Below are 16,328 nucleotides of genomic sequence, written 5' to 3'. Positions count from 1 at the left end.
CTTTCAGGGGCGCGGGGAACCGCGCAACACCAGCCACGACGCACCCGCACCCGACCACGAACCGACCGGGGTCCTCAGTCCGCGATCCCCTTGGGAATCGCGGACTTGATGGCCCCGGCCAGATCGACGAGAACAGAGGACGTGTCCCGCCCGGAGGGGACGGTCACCTCCACATACACGCGCCGCTGCGCGGAGGTGAAGCGGGTCACCCCGCCCTCCCGCTTCTCCATCAGCCAGTCGACCTCGTTCACGACCCCGCCGATCGCCGCGGGGTCGTCACCGTTGGCCACCTTGGGGTCGACCATCTTCGCGGGCCGCGACACCCCGCAGCGCAGTATGATCGCCGGGCTTCCCCAGCCCGCGGTCAGTGCTGACCGGGGCTCGGGATCCTCCCGATCGAGGCCGTCCACCTTCCGTGGCAGCGACTTGTCCAGGTTCTGGCACAGCTTGGTGGCCTTCGTACCCGGACTGGGAACCGAGGCCGGGATGTTGTCGTCTGCTGAGGAGCAGCCAGTGGCAGCGATCAGCAGGACGAGGGCTGGCAGCCCGACCAAAGAAGCACGCCGGTGAGGGAAGAAGTCCACCGGCCCAGCGTAGACGGGGGCTACAGGTGCACGACCGGGCAGGTCAGGGTGCGGGTGATGCCGTCCACTTGCTGGACCTTGGCGACCACCATGCGACCGAGTTCGTCGACTGTGTCGGCTTGGGCCCGCACGATCACGTCGTACGGCCCTGTCACGTCCTCGGCCTGGATCACCCCCGAAATCTTGCTGATCGTCTCGGCGACGGTCGACGCTTTGCCGACCTCCGTCTGGATCAGGATGTACGCCTGTACCACGGAACCTCCAGGGCGGCCACGAGGATCATGTGGGGAAAAGGAACGCCACGGTATCGCGTCGCCGCACGCCACGGGGAGACCCGCGGGGGCGGGGGCTTGCGCGTTGGGGTACACGGCTCGCACAGGTTGACGGTTGACTCGACGGTACCGAGGTACGGGACGGCCCGCGACCGGGCGCCCGCCCGAACGATCAGCCCGCACGCACGATCCGGCCGGGCGACCGCACGAACGGACCGGCCGCACACACGAACAGAAGGCAACGCGCCTCATGGGCACGAAGGGAACAGGTGAGACTCGGTGAAGGGAACCGTGGGCGAGCTGGGGGAGTTCGGGCTCATCAAGGAGCTCACCTCCCGGCTCACCACCACCCCGGCGGTACGCGTCGGGCCGGGTGACGACGCGGCCGTGGTGGCCGCCCCCGACCGCAGGGTCGTGGCGAGCACCGACATCCTCCTGGAGGGGCGCCACTTCCGGCGCGACTGGTCCACGGCGTACGACGTCGGGCGCAAGGCGGCCGCGCAGAACCTCGCGGACATCGCCGCCATGGGCGCGGTGCCGACCGCGCTGCTCCTCGGCCTGGTCGTCCCGGCCGAACTGCCCGCCACCTGGCCCTCCGAGCTGATGGACGGCCTGCGCGACGAGTGCCAGGTCGCGGGCGCCGCGGTGGTCGGCGGAGACGTCGTACGCGGCGACACGATCACGGTGGCGATCACCGCGCTCGGCGACCTGCGCAACCACGAGCCGGTCACCCGGGGCGGCGCACGGCCCGGCGACGTGGTGGCCGTGACCGGCTGGCTGGGCTGGTCCGCGGCCGGGCACGCCGTGCTCTCCCGTGGCTTCCGCTCGCCGCGCGCCTTCGTCGAGGCCCACCGCCGCCCGGAACCGCCGTACCACGCGGGCCCCGCGGCGGCCGGGCTCGGCGCGACCTCCATGACGGACGTCAGCGACGGGCTGATCGCCGACCTCGGGCACATCGCCGAGGCCAGCAAGGTGCGCATCGACATCCGCTCCGGCGCCGTCGACATCCCCACGCAGATGAACGACATCGGACAGGCCGTCGGCGTCGACCCGATCCAGTGGGTGCTCACCGGCGGCGAGGACCACGCGATCGTCGCGACCTTCCCGGCGGACGTGAAACTGCCCGCCCGCTGGAAGGTGATCGGCGAGGTCCTCAATCCGTCGGCGCTGCCCCAGGTCACCGTCGACGGGGCGCCCTGGACCAGCAAGGGCGGCTGGGACCACTTCGGGGACATCGAGTCATGAGCACACCTCCGGGCGGCACCCGGCCCGTCCCGCCCCGCGTGCTGACGGTCGCGGGTTCCGACTCCGGCGGCGGGGCCGGGATCCAGGCGGACCTGAAGACCATGCTCGCGCTCGGCGTGCACGGCATGAGCGTGCTCACCGCCGTCACCGCGCAGAACTCCCTCGGCGTCCAGGGCGCCTGGGAGCTGCCGGTGGAGGCGGTGAGCGCCCAGTACCGCAGTGTGGTCGACGACATCGGCGTCCAGGCGGTCAAGACCGGCATGCTCTCCTCCGCCGAACTCGTCGAGGCCGTCGCCGAGTTGATCGGCGGCACCGACGCGCCCGTGGTCGTCGACCCGGTCGGGGTCTCCAAGCACGGCGACTCCCTGCTGGCCGCGTCCGCACTGGACTCCGTACGGACGAAGCTGCTTCCGGTGGCTACGGTGGCGACCCCGAACCTGGACGAGGTGGCCCAGCTCACGGGTGTGACGGTCGAGTCGGAGGACGGGATGCGGCGGGCGGCGGCGGCCGTGCTGTCGTACGGGCCGGCCTGGGCGCTGATCAAGGGCGGTCACCTCAGCGGGGACGCGGTGGACTTCCTCACCGACGGCTCCGACGAGCTGTGGCTGCGCGCGCCCCGGTTCGACAACCGGCACACCCACGGCACGGGGTGCACGCTCGCCAGCGCGATCGCCTCGGAGCTGGCGAAAGGGGGGTCGGTACCGGACGCGGTCGTGGCGGCGAAGGAGTACGTCACCGGGGCGATCGAGGCCGGGTTCGCGCTCGGGGCCGGGATCGGCCCGGTCCGTCACGGGTGGCGGCTCACCTGAGCGGCGGCACAACCATGCAGCGCTGAGCAGCTGAGCGGCGCTGAGGAACAGCAAAAAGCCGGTCCTCCGTGAGGGGGACCGGCTTTGAGCGGTGGACCAGCAGTGGCTGCGCGCTGTTGCAGAGCGATCAGCGCGAGACCTTGCCGGCCTTGATGCACGAGGTGCAAGCGTTGACGCGCTTCGGCGTCCCGCTGACCACGGTACGGACGCGCTGGATGTTCGGGTTCCAGCGACGGGACGTACGGCGGTGCGAGTGCGAGATGCTGTTGCCGAAGCTCGGCCCCTTGCCACAGACGTCGCAGTTGGCAGCCACGGGTCACTCCAAAGACTTCAGATGCTCTTACGGTGGATCCCGGCATGCCGAGATCAAGATCGTAGGATCTGAGTGGCGCTGCCAGGGGGAAGGCCCGATCAGATCGGGCAACCGGAGCAGCATACAACGACTGCGTCCGTACAACGAAACTACCATGTCCCGCGCGACGTCCCTCCCGGCGCCCTCTTCCGGCGGGCACCCCACCTGGGTCTACGCTGCGTCGGACGTTCGGCTGCTCAAGGAGGCGCAGGTGCCGCAGGTGCCGCAGACATTGGACGCATCCGCGGTACGCGCCTGGTGCGGACTCGCGCTGGAGGCCCTGGGCCGCGCGCGCGAGGAGATCGACGCGATCAATGTCTATCCCGTCGCGGACGGGGACACCGGTACCAACCTCTATCTGACCGTCGAGTCGGCGGCCGCGGCGGTCGAGGCGGTCTTCGCGGCGCACGCCGCCGTCTCCGGCGGCACCGGGGGGCCCGATACCTTTCCCCGCGGGCCCGAGGTCGAGCGGCCCACGCTCGCCGACGCGGTACGGGCCATGGCGCACGGCGCTCTCATCGGGGCCAGGGGGAACTCCGGGACGATCCTCGCGCAGCTCCTGAGGGGCATGGCACAGGTGCTCGCCGCCGACGGCGACCCCGTACACACCGACGGCCGGGGCCTGCGGCTCGCCCTGCGGTACGCGGCCGACGCGGCCCGGCAGGCGGTCGCGCACCCGGTCGAGGGCACGGTCCTCACGGTCGCCTCCGCCGCCGCCGACGCCGCCTCGGGCGCCGAGGGGGACTGCGCGGTGGTCGCGCGGGCCGCGTACGAGGGAGCGCGGGCGGCGCTCGCGGCGACTCCCGGGCAGCTGGCGGTCCTGGAGCGGGCCGGAGTGGTCGACGCGGGCGGACGCGGACTCGTGGCCGTGCTGGCGGCGCTGGTGGAGACGTTCACCGGCGAGGCCCCCGCCGTGGGAGCGGTCCCGGTGCTCGCGTCCCACGCGCGCGTGGAGGCGGCGGACGCGCAGTGCGCGGACGGCGGCCCCGCTCCCGCTCCGGAGGAGGAGAGCGGCCCGGCGTTCGAGGTGATCTACCTCCTGGAGGCGGACGACAGAGCCGTGGCGCGACTGCGCGACCGGCTCGACGCCCTCGGGGACTCGCTCGTCGTGGTCGGCGGGGACGGACTGTGGAACGTGCATGTGCACGTCGACGACGCGGGCGCGGCCGTCGAGGCGGGCGTCGAGGCCGGCCGCCCGCACCGGATCCGGATCACGCACTTCGGGCCGGCCGACGCGCACACCACGGGTTCGACCGTCCGACCGGTCCGGGAGAGGGCACAGCGCGCGGTCGTGGCCGTCGTCCCCGGAGAAGGCCTCGCGCGGCTGTACGCGGAGGCCGGAGCCACCACCGTCCTCGCGCGCCCCGGAGAGCCGCCGGCCAGCGGAGAACTGGTCGAGGCGGTACGGCGGGCCCACGCGCTCGAAGTGGTCCTGCTGCCGAACGACGCCGAGCTGCGCCACACGGCCGCCGCGGCGGCCGAGCAGGCCCGTACCGAGGGCGTGCGGGTCGCGCTGATCCCCACGCGCTCCGCGGTGCAGGGGATCGCCGCGCTCGCCGTGCACGAGCCGGAGAGACGTTTCGACGAGGACGTGGTCGCGATGACCTCGGCGGCGGGCGCGACCCGCTACGCCGAGGTGGAGGTCGCGGAACGCCAGTCCTGGACCATGGCAGGCATCTGCCAGGCCGGCGACGTCCTCGGCCTCATCGACGGTGACGTGGCCGTGATCGGCTCCGACGTCACGGCCACCGCCGAGTCGGTCCTGAACCGGATGCTCTCGGCGGGTGGCGAGATGGTCACCCTGGTCCTGGGCGACGAGGCCCCCGACACGATCGCGGACCACCTGGAAGCCCGGGTCCGCGAGTCCTACCTGGCCGTGGACACGGTCGTGTACCGCGGCGGCCGCCAGGGAGCACTGCTGCTGATCGGCGTGGAGTAACCCCGCCGACCACACCCCGAAAGGGGCGCGGGGAACGGCGCAGTCTTTGGCTTTTCGGGGGCGCGGGGAACGGCGCAGTCTTTCGCCCTCCAGGGGCGCGGGGAACGGCGCGACCAGCCACAGCGGACCCGCACCCGAAATCCGCCGCTCAGCCCCCTTCCACCGCCCGCAACAACCGCTCCGCCTCGGCAAGACGAGCACCCACGAGCTCGTCGGCACCGACACCGACATCAGCGCCGGCGCCGGGACCGGCATACGCGGAAAGCACCGCCCGAGCCCGCGCCCCCGCCCACCCCGGATGGTCGAGGTCGGCCTCCAGCCACCCGGCGGCAAGCTGCGCCCCCGTCCGGTCGTGGAGAGCGTCCTCACCGAGCGAGAGGAACCCGGAGACAGCCAGAGTGAGATGGGCCAGCGCCTCCTCGAACAGGGCACGGATCGCCTCGTCCTCGGCGTCGTCGGGTACGGAACGGGCGACCAGGTCACCGAACTGCCGATGCGTGTGGGCGAGTTCGGACACGAGCAGCTCACGGGCCCCGTCGTCCTCGAACACACCGTCCTCGAACACACCGTCCTCGGACACCCCGCCCTCGGACACGGCGGCCTCGCACACACTGACCGCCCTGCCCATCAACTCCCGCGCCGCGTCGAGCCCGGTACCCTCCGGCCGCTCGGAGCCAGCGGCCTCCTCGGCGTCCCGCCCGCGCACCGCGAGCCACGCGCGGGCCCGCAGCGAGCGGATCAGCCCGGGGGCGTTGCCGAGGGTTCCCCACAGATCACCGGCGCGCTCGTAGGCCCGCTCCGCCTCGGAAAGCAGCCCCGCCTGGCTGAGCGCCTCCGCGGCGAGGTGGGCGAGCGTCGCGTGGTCCTGCTGCTCGGGCCACTGCCGGGCGATGTCGGCGGCCCGGAGCCAGTGCTCGGCGGCCTCGCGGTGCTCACCGAGCTCGGTGAGACAGTCGCCGAGCCACCACCGGGTCTGCACGATCGCCTCGTCGCCGTGCGTCCGCGCGCTCAGTTCGGGCAGCGCCGACTCCAGGACCTCCGCGGCCTCCGCCCACCGCTCCTGGCGCAGCAGAAGGCCGCCCAGCTGATGCCGTGCCCAGGCGCCCAGCGTGGCGCTCTCGCCGCCCTCGTCGGCCCAGTGCGACGCCTCCAGGGCGTGATCGGCCGCGGCCCCGAACCGCCCGGTGGCGCCGAGTATCTCGGCCAGCTGGAGATGCAGCTGGGCATGGCCGGTCGCCTCCATGAAGGGCGCCCCGTGCTCCAGCGCGGCCCTGGCGGCCCGCTCGGCGGCCTCGGCGTCGCCCAGGTGGCGCGCGAGCCCGGTCAGCCTGGCCTCGTACTCCACCGCGAACCAGGGCACCCCGGCCGCGACGAACTCCTCCGAGGCCCGTGTGAGCAGCTCCGCGGCGGTCTCCGCGTCTCCGGAGAGCGCCGCCAGCTCCCCGAGCATCGCCTGTGCCTCCGCCGCGCGCGCGGCGACCAGCACGTCGTCCCCGGCGCCCGGCCCGGCGAGGGCCAGCAACTCCCGGGCGGCGGTCTCCGCGGCGGCCCGAGCCTTCGGTCCCCGCCGCGGTCCTTCGCCCGCCCCGGCTCCGTTCGTCTCCGCCGCCTCGTGCACCCGCTGCAGCAGGATCCGGGCCCGCCCGACCAGCACGGAAGCGGCCTGCCGGAGTCCGGTCGCGTCCTCCGCGAAGAGCGCGAGCACCAGCTCGTACGGCTCCGAGGCCGCGGCCAGTGCCTCCTGGCTGCGGCCGGACAGGGCCAGTGCGTACGCTCCACGCGCGCGTGCCGCCAGGGCCTCGCCCGGGTCGCCCGCCTCCTCGTACAGCTCGGCGGCGCGGGCGAACAGCTCCACACCCTCGGGGCCGAGACCCATCGCCTCGTGATCGGTCATCTCCGCCCGGTCGCGAAGGGTCAACTCCTCGGCCCCGGCCTCCTCGTCCCCGACGGCCTCGGCGACCGCCGCCCAGGCCGCGACGGACTCCGGATGCAGCGCCGCGGCGAGCCGCCGGGCCTCGGTGAGCAGCGCGGGCAGTGCGGGCAGATCCGGTCCCGCATCGGCGTCGGCGTCGGTGTCGGTGTCGGTCTCGGGAGTCGGCACGGGCCGCACCGGAGCGGGGACGGTCGGCACCGCCCGTACGCCCAGCGGCAGGCGGTCCACCAGCGGCCGCTGGTCCATGCGCTGCCGGACGCGCTCGCTCACCCGCGTCGTGCCGTTGCGCTCGTCGAAGCGCCCGGCCAGGGAAAGGGCCTCCACGCGCGCGTGGACGGCGAGTTCGGACGCGGTCCAGGCACGTCCGGCCGGACCGGGCACGGTCTGTGTGTCGAACCCGAGGGACGTCAGCCGGTCCGCCAGCAGGGCGACCACGGCCAGGAAGCCCATCCGGCTGCGCGGCTCGCCGCTGTCCGTGAAGTACGCGGGCCGCTCCGCGAGCAGCTCCAGGGCGCGCGCCTCGTTGCCGGTGAGCGCGCAGAACTCCACGTGGTCCGCGTACGCGCCGCGCATGCTCTCCATGGAGCGCACGAGCCGGAAGCCGCGCAGGTGGTGGGCGCGTGCCTCGTCCGTGCGGCCGAGCCGCAGCAGGGGCAGCAGCGAGGCCGCGAGGACGGCATGCGGTTCGTGGGCGCACGTGTACTCGCCCTCCAGCACCGGTCGCCACAGCTCCAGCGCCTCGGCGTCCGCGCCCCGCTCGGCCCGCCAGCCGCCCTGCTCGCACAGCTCACAGGCGTGGCAGTCGGCCATCCGGTCCCGGTCCGCGGCCAGCCACGCCGCGTACGCGCGCTCGGCCCGCGCCAGGTCACCGACCTCCCTGGCCACGCTGAACTCGGCGCCGCGCACGGCCCGTTCGGAGTGGCCGGCGAGCCGGTAGCGGTACTCCATCTCGCCGAGCCACTTCTCTATGGAGGCGAGCGGTATGTGCGGCTGGCCGAGCATCCCCGAGGACACCCACTTGAAGACCCAGTGCAGGGAGTGGATCTCGTACTCGTCGAAGTCCTCGGGCCGTTCGTCCCACATGCGCAGCAGGCGCGCGAAGGGGACGAACATCCGGTCCTTCTCGGAGCTGTAGTTGTAGACCTTCAGCTGGTGGCCGAGCGCCTCGATCACCGCGAGCGGGATGTTCAGCTTCTCGGCCTCGACGAGCAGCTGCTCCGCGCGCGCGTTGCGGGCGGGACCCTCAGGCTGCTCGTAGTTGTCCTGCATCGCCCGGCGCAGCGCGTCGAAGTCCAGGTCCGTGGGCTCGCTCATCGGTGGCCCTCCTCCGGGGGGTCGTTGTGGGTGGCCCACTCCAGGAGGCCCAAGAACGAGCGGTTCAGCAGCGCCGAGTCCGCGGGCCGCAGGGGACGCTGGGCCATCAGCAGGGCCTGTCCGTAGAGCGACTCCGTGGCCGTGCCGATCAGTTCCCGGTCGTCGAGCGAACTGATCCGCCGGATCAGCGGGTTGAGGTGGTTGAGCACCAGCCGCGCGCGGGGGGCACTGCCGCGCAGCGAGCCGAGGATGCCCGCCCACAGGTCGTCGGCCTGCTCCTCGGCGTCCGCGCGGGCCTGCTCGTGGCGGGCCGCCCGGTCGTCCAGGTGCAGCGCGGGCACGGAGACCGGGTGGAAGGCCCGCAGGACGACATCGCACCCCAGTGGGTCGAGCTTCGCCCGCGCGGCCCCCAGGAAGGCCGCCACGGCCAGCTCCACGGCCGGGTCGACCGCGTCCAGGTGCGCGGTCACCGTGTCGGCGTCCAGCTCCGCCACGACCGTCCCCGGGCGCACGGAGGGCAGCGCCTCGATCAGTTCGCTGTCGTACGTGTAGCCGCCGTTGACGACGCCCACGCCCTGGGCGGACGCGATCGGCGCGACCTGCCGGTACTCCTCCACGGTCCGGGTGAAGTGCACCACCGGGTGCCGCCGCGCGAACTCCTCAAGGGACAGCGGCCCGTCGGTGGTCTCGAACGGCAGCCACGGCAGCATCGTGCGCAGCATCTCGCGGTCGTGCCGCGCCAGGGACTTCACCCCCAGGTGGTGCACCGCGAGGAAGGCGGCGAGGCGCTCCGGATCACCGGCCGCGAGCCCCGTCAGCCAGGACCGTATCCGCTCGCCCAGCGCCTCCCGTACGCCCGCCAGGGTCTCGTCCTCGTACAGCGACTCCCGGGACGCGGTGGGCCGCAGGCTGTCCGTGTCCAGCACGCAGCGCACGAAGAACGCCCAGTCGGGCAGCAGCTGTTCGGCCCGCTCGGTGAGCAGCATGCCCTTCAGATGCACCCGGTGACCGGCGCGCTGGGCGGGGCTCACCGCGGACGGCAGCACGTACGCCACTCCGCGGATCCCGGCCAGCGGCACGTTCAGCTCGATCGAGTCCAGCGGTGTGAACCCGAACAGGTCGTGGCAGTGCCGGGCGAGGGCGACCCGCCGGGCGGCGGGACCGGGATACGACCGGTCCCAGGGCGCCGGCAGATCCGCCACCGCCTCCCCGCCCACCCGGATGTCGTACGGCAGCAGCGAACCGAAGTCCCGGGCCAGCGACAGCACCCGCTCCTCCGCCAGCCAGTCGGCGGCGCCCGGACGGGCCTCCAGGTACACGGTGGTGCCCGGTTCGGCACGGGCCTCGGGCGGCAGCGTACGGACCCGGTAGGAGCCGTCGTCGCTCGCCGTCCACTCCACGGGCGGGGCGTCCGGCAGGCGCGCGCTGCGGCTGACCACCCGGATGCGCTCGGCGACCACGAAGCAGGCGAGCAGGCCGATGCCGAACTGGCCCAGGAAGTCGGAACGGGCCGACTCCAGGCCGTCCGCCCGCTTGGAACTGCGGCCGATGGTCGCCAGGAGGCTGTGCACGTCCTCCTCGGTGAGCCCGATCCCGGAGTCCTCGACGCGCAGGGTGCCGCCCTCGGCGAACAGCCGCACCAGGGCGGGCGCGTCCGGCTGCTCCGCGCGCCGGGCGGTGATCGCGTCCACGGCGTTCTGCAGCAGTTCGCGCAGATAGACCCTGGGACTGGAGTAGAGGTGATGGGAGAGAAGGTCCACGAGGCCGCGCAGGTCGACCTGGAACGTATGGGGTGACTCGGATGCCGGAGAGGGCTGTGAGGTCTGGGAATCCATCGTCGCTGCGCCGGTGGGGGGACGTGCGACGGCGCGGGGTCGGGCGGTCCCGGAACGAGGCGACCGCGAACAGTGCCGGAGGCGGCCATGGTAGGCCCCGAACGAGCCGTCTGACCAGCGGATTTCCAGGACGTATACGGCATTGTCAGTGGTGTGGTGTGCAATGGATCTCGTGCCCGCGCTCGAAGAACCACTGAAGAAGGTGCTCGGACCCGCCACCGCGAAGGTGATGGCCGAGCACCTCGGACTGCACACCGTCGGCGATCTCCTGCACCACTATCCGCGCAGATACGAGGAGCGCGGGCAGCTCACCCACCTCGCGGACCTGCCCCTGGACGAGCACGCGACGGTGGTCGCGCAGGTCGCCGACGCCCGCCTGCTCACGTTCGCCTCGGCCAAGGCCCCCCGCGGCAAGGGCCAGCGCCTCGAAGTGACCATCACGGACGGCAGCGGCCAGCTCAAGCTGGTCTTCTTCGGCAACGGCGTGCACAAGCCCCACAAGGAGCTCCTCCCCGGCACGCGCGCGCTCTTCGCGGGCAAGGTCTCCGTCTTCAACCGCCGCCTCCAGCTGGCCCATCCGGCGTACGAGCTGCTGCGCGGCGAGGACGCGGACGAGACGGTGGACACCTGGGCCGGAGCGCTCATCCCGCTCTACCCCGCCACCGCCAAGCTGGAGTCCTGGAAGATCGCCAAGGCCGTGCAGACGGTGCTGCCGAGCGCGCAGGAGGCCCTCGACCCGCTGCCCGAGCCGCTCCAGGCCGGCCGGAGCCTGGTCTCCCTGCCCGAGGCCCTGCTGAAGATCCACCGGCCGCACACCAAGGCGGACATCGAGGACGCCCGCTCCCGCCTCAAGTGGGACGAGGCCTTCGTCCTCCAGGTGGCCCTGGCCCGCCGCCGCCACGCGGACTCCCAACTGCCCGCCGTGGCAAGGCGGCCCAAGCCGGACGGGATGCTGTCCGCCTTCGACGCCAAGCTCCCCTTCACCCTCACCGACGGCCAGCAGAAGGTCTCCAAGGAGATCTTCGACGACCTGGCCACCGAGCACCCGATGCACCGGCTGCTGCAGGGGGAGGTCGGATCGGGCAAGACCATGGTGGCCCTGCGCGCCATGCTCGCCGTGGTCGACGCGGGAGGGCAGGCGGCGATGCTCGCGCCCACCGAGGTGCTCGCCCAGCAGCACCACCGGTCGATCACCGAGATGATGGGGGAGCTGGCCGAGGGCGGCATGCTCGGCGGGGCCGAGACCTCCACGAAGGTGGTGCTGCTCACCGGCTCCATGGGCATGGCCGGCCGCCGGCAGGCCCTGCTCGACCTGGTCACCGGCGAGGCGGGGCTCGTGATCGGCACGCACGCGCTGATCGAGGACAAGGTGCAGTTCCACGACCTGGGCCTGGTCGTGGTGGACGAACAGCACCGGTTCGGCGTCGAGCAGCGCGACGCACTGCGCGGCAAGGGCAAGCAGCCCCCGCATCTCCTCGTGATGACCGCCACACCCATTCCTCGCACGGTCGCCATGACCGTCTTCGGCGACCTGGACACCTCGGTCCTGGACCAGCTCCCCGCCGGACGCTCGCCCATCGCCAGTCATGTCGTCCCGGCCGCCGACAAGCCCCACTTCCTCTCGCGCGCGTGGGAGCGCGTGCGCGAGGAGGTGTCCAACGGCCATCAGGCGTACGTGGTCTGCCCCCGCATCGGCGACGAGGACGACGACCCGAAGAAGAAGGGCAAGAAGAAGCCTTCGCCCGAGGACGAGGCCGAGAAGCGCCCGCCCCTGGCCGTCCTCGAAGTCGCCGACCAGCTCGCCAAAGGCCCGCTCCAGGGGCTGAAGGTCGAAGTGCTGCACGGCCGGATGCCTCCGGACGAGAAGGACGCCGTGATGCGCCGCTTCGCCGGCGGGGAGACGCACGTCCTGGTCGCCACGACGGTCATCGAGGTCGGCGTGAACGTGCCGAACGCCACAGCGATGGTGATCATGGACGCCGACCGGTTCGGCGTGTCCCAGCTCCATCAGCTGCGTGGCCGGGTGGGCCGTGGTTCCGCCGCCGGGCTGTGCCTGCTCGTCACCGAGATGCCGGAGGCGAGCCCGGCCCGCCAGCGGCTGACCTCGGTGGCCTCGACCCTCGACGGTTTCGAGCTCTCCCGTATCGACCTCGAACAGCGACGCGAGGGCGATGTCCTCGGCCAGGCCCAGTCCGGGGCCCGCACCTCGCTGCGGATGCTGACCGTCATCGAGGACGAGGAGATCATCGCCGAGGCCCGCGAGGAGGCGACCGCGGTGGTGGCCGCCGATCCTGAACTCGACGGTCTTCCCGCCCTGCGCACGGCACTCCAGGCGCTGCTGGACGAGGAGAGGGAGCAGTACCTGGAAAAGGGCTGAGAGGTTCCGTCCCCCGGGGCTGAGCCCCGGACCCCCGCGTCGGCCTGAACGGCCTCGTCCTCGAACGCCGGACGGGCTGAAAACGGGGGAGTACCCCCGCCTCCCACCCGAGCGCGAGCGCGCCAAAAGCAAGGCGAAGCCGGCTTTTCAGGGGCGCGGGGAACGGCGCGGCCAGCCCCGGGCGACCCGCACCCGCCAACCCAGCCCACCAGTCCAGGGGCGCGGCCCCGCTCCGCAAGGGGCGCGGGGAACGGCGCGGGCAAGCGCAGCGGACCCGCACCCGCCCACCACGCAAACCACCCCCCACCTGCCAGACTGACCCCGTGACCACCCCCTCCAGCAAGGACCCGCGATGACCCGCGTGATCGCCGGCACAGCAGGCGGACGACGTCTGGCAGTCCCGCCGGGCACCGGCACAAGGCCCACCTCCGACCGCGCCCGCGAGGGTCTCTTCTCCACCTGGCAGTCCCTGCTCGGCGGCCCTCTGGAAGGCGACCGCGTCCTCGACCTGTACGCCGGCTCGGGCGCCGTCGGCCTGGAGGCGCTGAGCCGCGGCGCCGGACACACCCTGCTCGTCGAGGCCGACGCCCGCGCGTCCCGCACGATCCGCGAGAACGTGAAGTCGCTGGGCCTGCCCGGCGCCGAGGTGAGGTCCGGCAAAGCGGAACAGATCATCCGCACCGGCGCCCCGGAAGCCCCGTACGACCTGGTGTTCCTCGATCCGCCGTATGCCGTCACGAACGACGATCTTCGGGAGATCCTGCTCACACTCCGTGCGGGGGGCTGGCTCGCGGGCGAAGCGCTCGTCACCGTTGAACGCAGTACAAGAGGCGGCGAATTCCGATGGCCGGACGGCTTTGAGGCACTGCGCTCCCGTCGCTACGGCGAGGGAACGTTTTGGTACGGTCGCGCCGCCTCTACGTGCGAAGACGCACGATGACCGGACCGGAGAGCGAGGGATCTGTAGTGCGCCGCGCCGTCTGTCCCGGGTCGTTCGACCCGATTACCAACGGACATCTCGACATCATCGCCAGAGCCTCCAAGCTGTACGACGTCGTGCACGTCGCGGTGATGATCAATCAGTCCAAGAAGGGCCTCTTCGAGATCGAGGAGCGCATCGACCTGATCCGCCAGGTCACCGCCGAATTCGGGAACGTCGAGGTGGAGTCCTTCCACGGACTGCTCGTCGACTTCTGCAAGGAGCGCGACATCCCGGCCATCGTCAAGGGCCTGCGCGCGGTCAGCGACTTCGACTACGAGCTGCAGATGGCCCAGATGAACAACGGCCTCTCCGGCGTCGAGACCCTCTTCGTGCCGACCAACCCCACCTACAGCTTCCTCTCCTCCTCGCTGGTCAAGGAGGTCGCGACCTGGGGCGGAGACGTCTCCCACCTGGTCCCGCCGCTGGTCCTCGGGGCACTCACGGAACGCCTCAAGAAGGACTGAGAGGCGACCGGAAGACGACTGACGGGCGCCCGGCGGGTATTCGTGGGCCTGACAGTGCGTCATCCGGTGTCGGGCGGGGCGGGAGTGGTCGTACAGTCGAACCGTCCGTCTCCATCACAGCTGTAGAGAGTGGCGAGCACACGGTGGACGTGCAGAAGAAGCTCGATGAGATCGTCTCGGCGGTCGGAAGCGCCCGTTCGATGCCCATGTCGGCCTCGTGCGTGGTCAACCGCGCCGAGCTGCTCTCCCTGCTCGAAGAGGTGCGCCAGGCACTGCCCGGCTCGCTGGCCCAGGCCGAGGAGCTGATCGGCGGCCGGGAGCAGATGGTCGAGCAGGCCCGTCTGGAGGCCGAGCGGATCGTCGAGTCCGCCCACGCCGAGCGCGGCTCGCTGATCTCCGACACCGAGGTCGCCCGCCGCTCGCAGAACGAGGCCGACCGGATCCTGTCCGAGGCCCGCAAGGAGGCCGAGGACGTGCGCGCCGAGGCCGACGAGTACGTCGACTCCAAGCTCGCCAACTTCGAGGTCGTGCTCACCAAGACCCTCGGTTCGGTCGGCCGCGGCCGCGAGAAGCTCCTCGGCACCGGGCCCGGCACCGACGAGCAGGGCTACGAGGACGAGGACGCTCCCGAGCGCAGCCATGACCCGGAGACCCTGCGCCGCAACGCCGACGAATACGTCGACGTCAAGCTCGGTGCCTTCGAGGCCGTCCTCGCCAAGACCCTGGACGCCGTCGGCCGCGGCCGGCAGAAGCTGCACGGCCGGATCGCCAGCGACGACCTGAGCGACCTGGGCGCCTTCGGGGAGGACGGGACGACGGGGCAGCACACCACGGACGCCGAGTACCTGGACGGCCTCGCGGAGATCCCCGAGCAGTCCGCCCGGCCGCGGGCCGCCGAACAGCCCCAGCCGCCGGCGGAGCTGCCCCACCAGCAGCAGTACGGGCAGCAGGACGCCTACGCCTACCAGCAGCAGCCCGCCGACCCGTACGGCTACCAGCAGCAGTACGCGCAGCAGGACGGATACGGCTACCAGCAGAACGCCGACCCGTACGCCGCGTATCCGCAGCAGGGCTACGACCAGCAGGCCGCGTACGACCAGAGCGGGCAGCAGCAGGCGTACGGCCAGGCCCCGCAGACGCCCCAGCCGCACGAGAACGCGCTCGACGAGACCAGTCTCTTCGACACCACCATGATCAGCGCGGAGCAGTTGCGGGCGTACGAACAAGGACGCTGACCGAGGCGCCGACGGGGGTGCCGGCAGGGGTGCCGGTACCGGATTGGGCCGTGAGCGAAAGGTCCAGTATCCTGGCTCTTCGGTCGTGTGCACGTCCGCGATCAACGCTGCCCGGGAAACATCGAGGGCAGTACCCCGAGTTTCGAGATCGAAAGCAGGAATGGCTCTGAACGCCCGCCTCGACCACCGCAATCCTCTCGTGTTCGACACACACGAGCTGGGGCGGCGTCCCGGTGCGCTGCAGCGCCTGACCCGCGAGATCGACGCTCCCAAGGACCTCGGTCTGCAGGGAGTCATCGGAGTGCCGGAAGGCGCCCCGGTGAAGCTCGACCTCCGTCTTGAGTCGGTCATGGAAGGTGTGCTTGTCACAGGCACCGCCCGTGCACTGGCCAAGGGGGAGTGCGTAAGGTGTCTGGAGCCGGTCGAGCAGCAGCTCGAAACGGATTTCCAGGAGATGTTCTCGTACCCTGACGCCGACGACCGGGGCCGTGTGAAAGCGGAGCCGGCCGACGACGCCGAGGACGACGAGGACACGCTTTTCATCGAGGACGGCCTGTTCGACCTCGAACCCGTGCTGCGTGATGCGGTGGTGCTCGCACTGCCGATGCAGCCGGTGTGCCAGGACGACTGCCCCGGCCTGTGCTCCCAGTGCGGAGCCCGGCTCGCGGACGACCCGGACCACCACCATGACGCCGTCGACATCCGTTGGGCGGCACTGCAGGGACTCGCCGGTTCACTCGAAGATGGCGAGAAGGACAAGAGCGGCGAAGCGCCCGAGTCAACACGCGCCGCCGAGAAGCAGGAGAAGTAGCCGTGGCTGTTCCGAAGCGGAAGATGTCGCGCAGCAACACGCGCCACCGCCGGTCGCAGTGGAAGGCTGCGGTCCCCACCCTGGTTGCGTGCGAGCGCTGCCACGAGCCCAAGCTGCAGCACATCGCGTGCCCCGCTTGTGGCACCTACAACAAGCGCCAGGTCCTCGAGGTCTGA

Annotated in this window: 13 protein-coding genes and 1 pseudogene; 9 read left to right on the top strand and 5 right to left on the bottom strand. The window is 71.9% G+C overall.

Annotated elements, in window-relative coordinates; translation table 11 throughout:
* Positions 1-74 precede the first annotated feature (74 nt).
* Together OHS59_RS13985 and OHS59_RS13980 are read right to left on the bottom strand one after the other, a co-directional pair.
* Positions 75-584 carry a DUF3515 domain-containing protein gene (locus OHS59_RS13985; RefSeq protein WP_328493730.1) on the bottom strand — a complete coding sequence of 170 codons (510 nt, stop codon included), beginning with the start codon at positions 582-584 and terminating at the stop codon, positions 75-77.
* A gap of 20 nt (positions 585-604) precedes the next feature.
* The gene (locus tag OHS59_RS13980; RefSeq protein WP_081219627.1) at positions 605-838 is read right to left on the bottom strand and encodes an Lrp/AsnC ligand binding domain-containing protein; all 234 of its coding nucleotides are present in this window, start codon (positions 836-838) and stop codon (positions 605-607) included.
* A gap of 297 nt (positions 839-1,135) precedes the next feature.
* Between OHS59_RS13980 and OHS59_RS13975 the strand changes: the two genes are divergently transcribed.
* Positions 1,136-2,101 carry a thiamine-phosphate kinase gene (locus tag OHS59_RS13975; protein WP_189775452.1) on the top strand — a complete coding sequence of 322 codons (966 nt, stop codon included), beginning with the start codon at positions 1,136-1,138 and terminating at the stop codon, positions 2,099-2,101.
* Positions 2,098-2,910 carry a bifunctional hydroxymethylpyrimidine kinase/phosphomethylpyrimidine kinase gene (thiD, locus tag OHS59_RS13970; protein WP_328493729.1) on the top strand — a complete coding sequence of 271 codons (813 nt, stop codon included), beginning with the start codon at positions 2,098-2,100 and terminating at the stop codon, positions 2,908-2,910. The genes OHS59_RS13975 and thiD overlap by 4 nt, the downstream gene beginning before the upstream one ends.
* A 127-nt stretch (positions 2,911-3,037) precedes the next feature.
* Here thiD and rpmB read toward each other — a convergent pair whose 3' ends face one another.
* The gene (gene rpmB, locus OHS59_RS13965) at positions 3,038-3,223 is read right to left on the bottom strand and encodes a 50S ribosomal protein L28 (protein WP_107021922.1); all 186 of its coding nucleotides are present in this window, start codon (positions 3,221-3,223) and stop codon (positions 3,038-3,040) included.
* 250 nt (positions 3,224-3,473) lie between these two features.
* On the opposite strand from rpmB, the gene OHS59_RS13960 reads away from it, so the two are divergent.
* Complete coding sequence (locus OHS59_RS13960) at positions 3,474-5,201, top strand: DAK2 domain-containing protein (protein ID WP_328499197.1); 1,728 nt, start codon at positions 3,474-3,476, stop codon at positions 5,199-5,201.
* 148 nt (positions 5,202-5,349) lie between these two features.
* On the opposite strand, the gene OHS59_RS13955 is transcribed toward OHS59_RS13960, so the two are convergent.
* Positions 5,350-8,448 carry a tetratricopeptide repeat protein gene (locus OHS59_RS13955; protein ID WP_328493728.1) on the bottom strand — a complete coding sequence of 1,033 codons (3,099 nt, stop codon included), beginning with the start codon at positions 8,446-8,448 and terminating at the stop codon, positions 5,350-5,352.
* Complete coding sequence (locus OHS59_RS13950; RefSeq protein WP_328493727.1) at positions 8,445-10,283, bottom strand: HSP90 family protein; 1,839 nt, start codon at positions 10,281-10,283, stop codon at positions 8,445-8,447. The genes OHS59_RS13955 and OHS59_RS13950 overlap by 4 nt, the downstream gene beginning before the upstream one ends.
* Before the next feature lie 163 nt (positions 10,284-10,446).
* On the opposite strand from OHS59_RS13950, the gene recG reads away from it, so the two are divergent.
* The 6 genes and pseudogenes from recG (at position 10,447) to rpmF (ending at position 16,328) form a co-directional block, all read left to right on the top strand.
* Positions 10,447-12,660: an ATP-dependent DNA helicase RecG gene (recG, locus tag OHS59_RS13945; protein ID WP_328493726.1), complete on the top strand. Its 2,214-nt coding sequence runs from the start codon at positions 10,447-10,449 to the stop codon at positions 12,658-12,660.
* A 343-nt stretch (positions 12,661-13,003) separates the two neighbouring features.
* A pseudogene (gene rsmD / locus OHS59_RS13940) lies at positions 13,004-13,600 on the top strand (16S rRNA (guanine(966)-N(2))-methyltransferase RsmD); the annotation flags it as partial.
* 26 nt (positions 13,601-13,626) lie between these two features.
* Complete coding sequence (gene coaD, locus OHS59_RS13935; RefSeq protein ID WP_189775483.1) at positions 13,627-14,106, top strand: pantetheine-phosphate adenylyltransferase; 480 nt, start codon at positions 13,627-13,629, stop codon at positions 14,104-14,106.
* A 143-nt stretch (positions 14,107-14,249) separates the two neighbouring features.
* Positions 14,250-15,341, top strand: a complete 1,092-nt coding sequence (locus OHS59_RS13930; protein WP_328493725.1) for a cell division initiation protein — start codon at positions 14,250-14,252, stop codon at positions 15,339-15,341.
* A gap of 160 nt (positions 15,342-15,501) precedes the next feature.
* Positions 15,502-16,152 carry a YceD family protein gene (locus OHS59_RS13925; protein WP_328493724.1) on the top strand — a complete coding sequence of 217 codons (651 nt, stop codon included), beginning with the start codon at positions 15,502-15,504 and terminating at the stop codon, positions 16,150-16,152.
* Between the two features lie 2 nt (positions 16,153-16,154).
* Positions 16,155-16,328 (top strand): 50S ribosomal protein L32, encoded by a 174-nt coding sequence (rpmF, locus tag OHS59_RS13920; RefSeq protein WP_006139588.1) that lies wholly within the window; start codon positions 16,155-16,157, stop codon positions 16,326-16,328.

The organism is Streptomyces sp. NBC_00414, from assembly GCF_036038375.1.
Taxonomy (GTDB): Bacteria; Actinomycetota; Actinomycetes; order Streptomycetales; family Streptomycetaceae; genus Streptomyces.
This window is presented reverse-complemented; position numbering and strand designations above follow the sequence as displayed.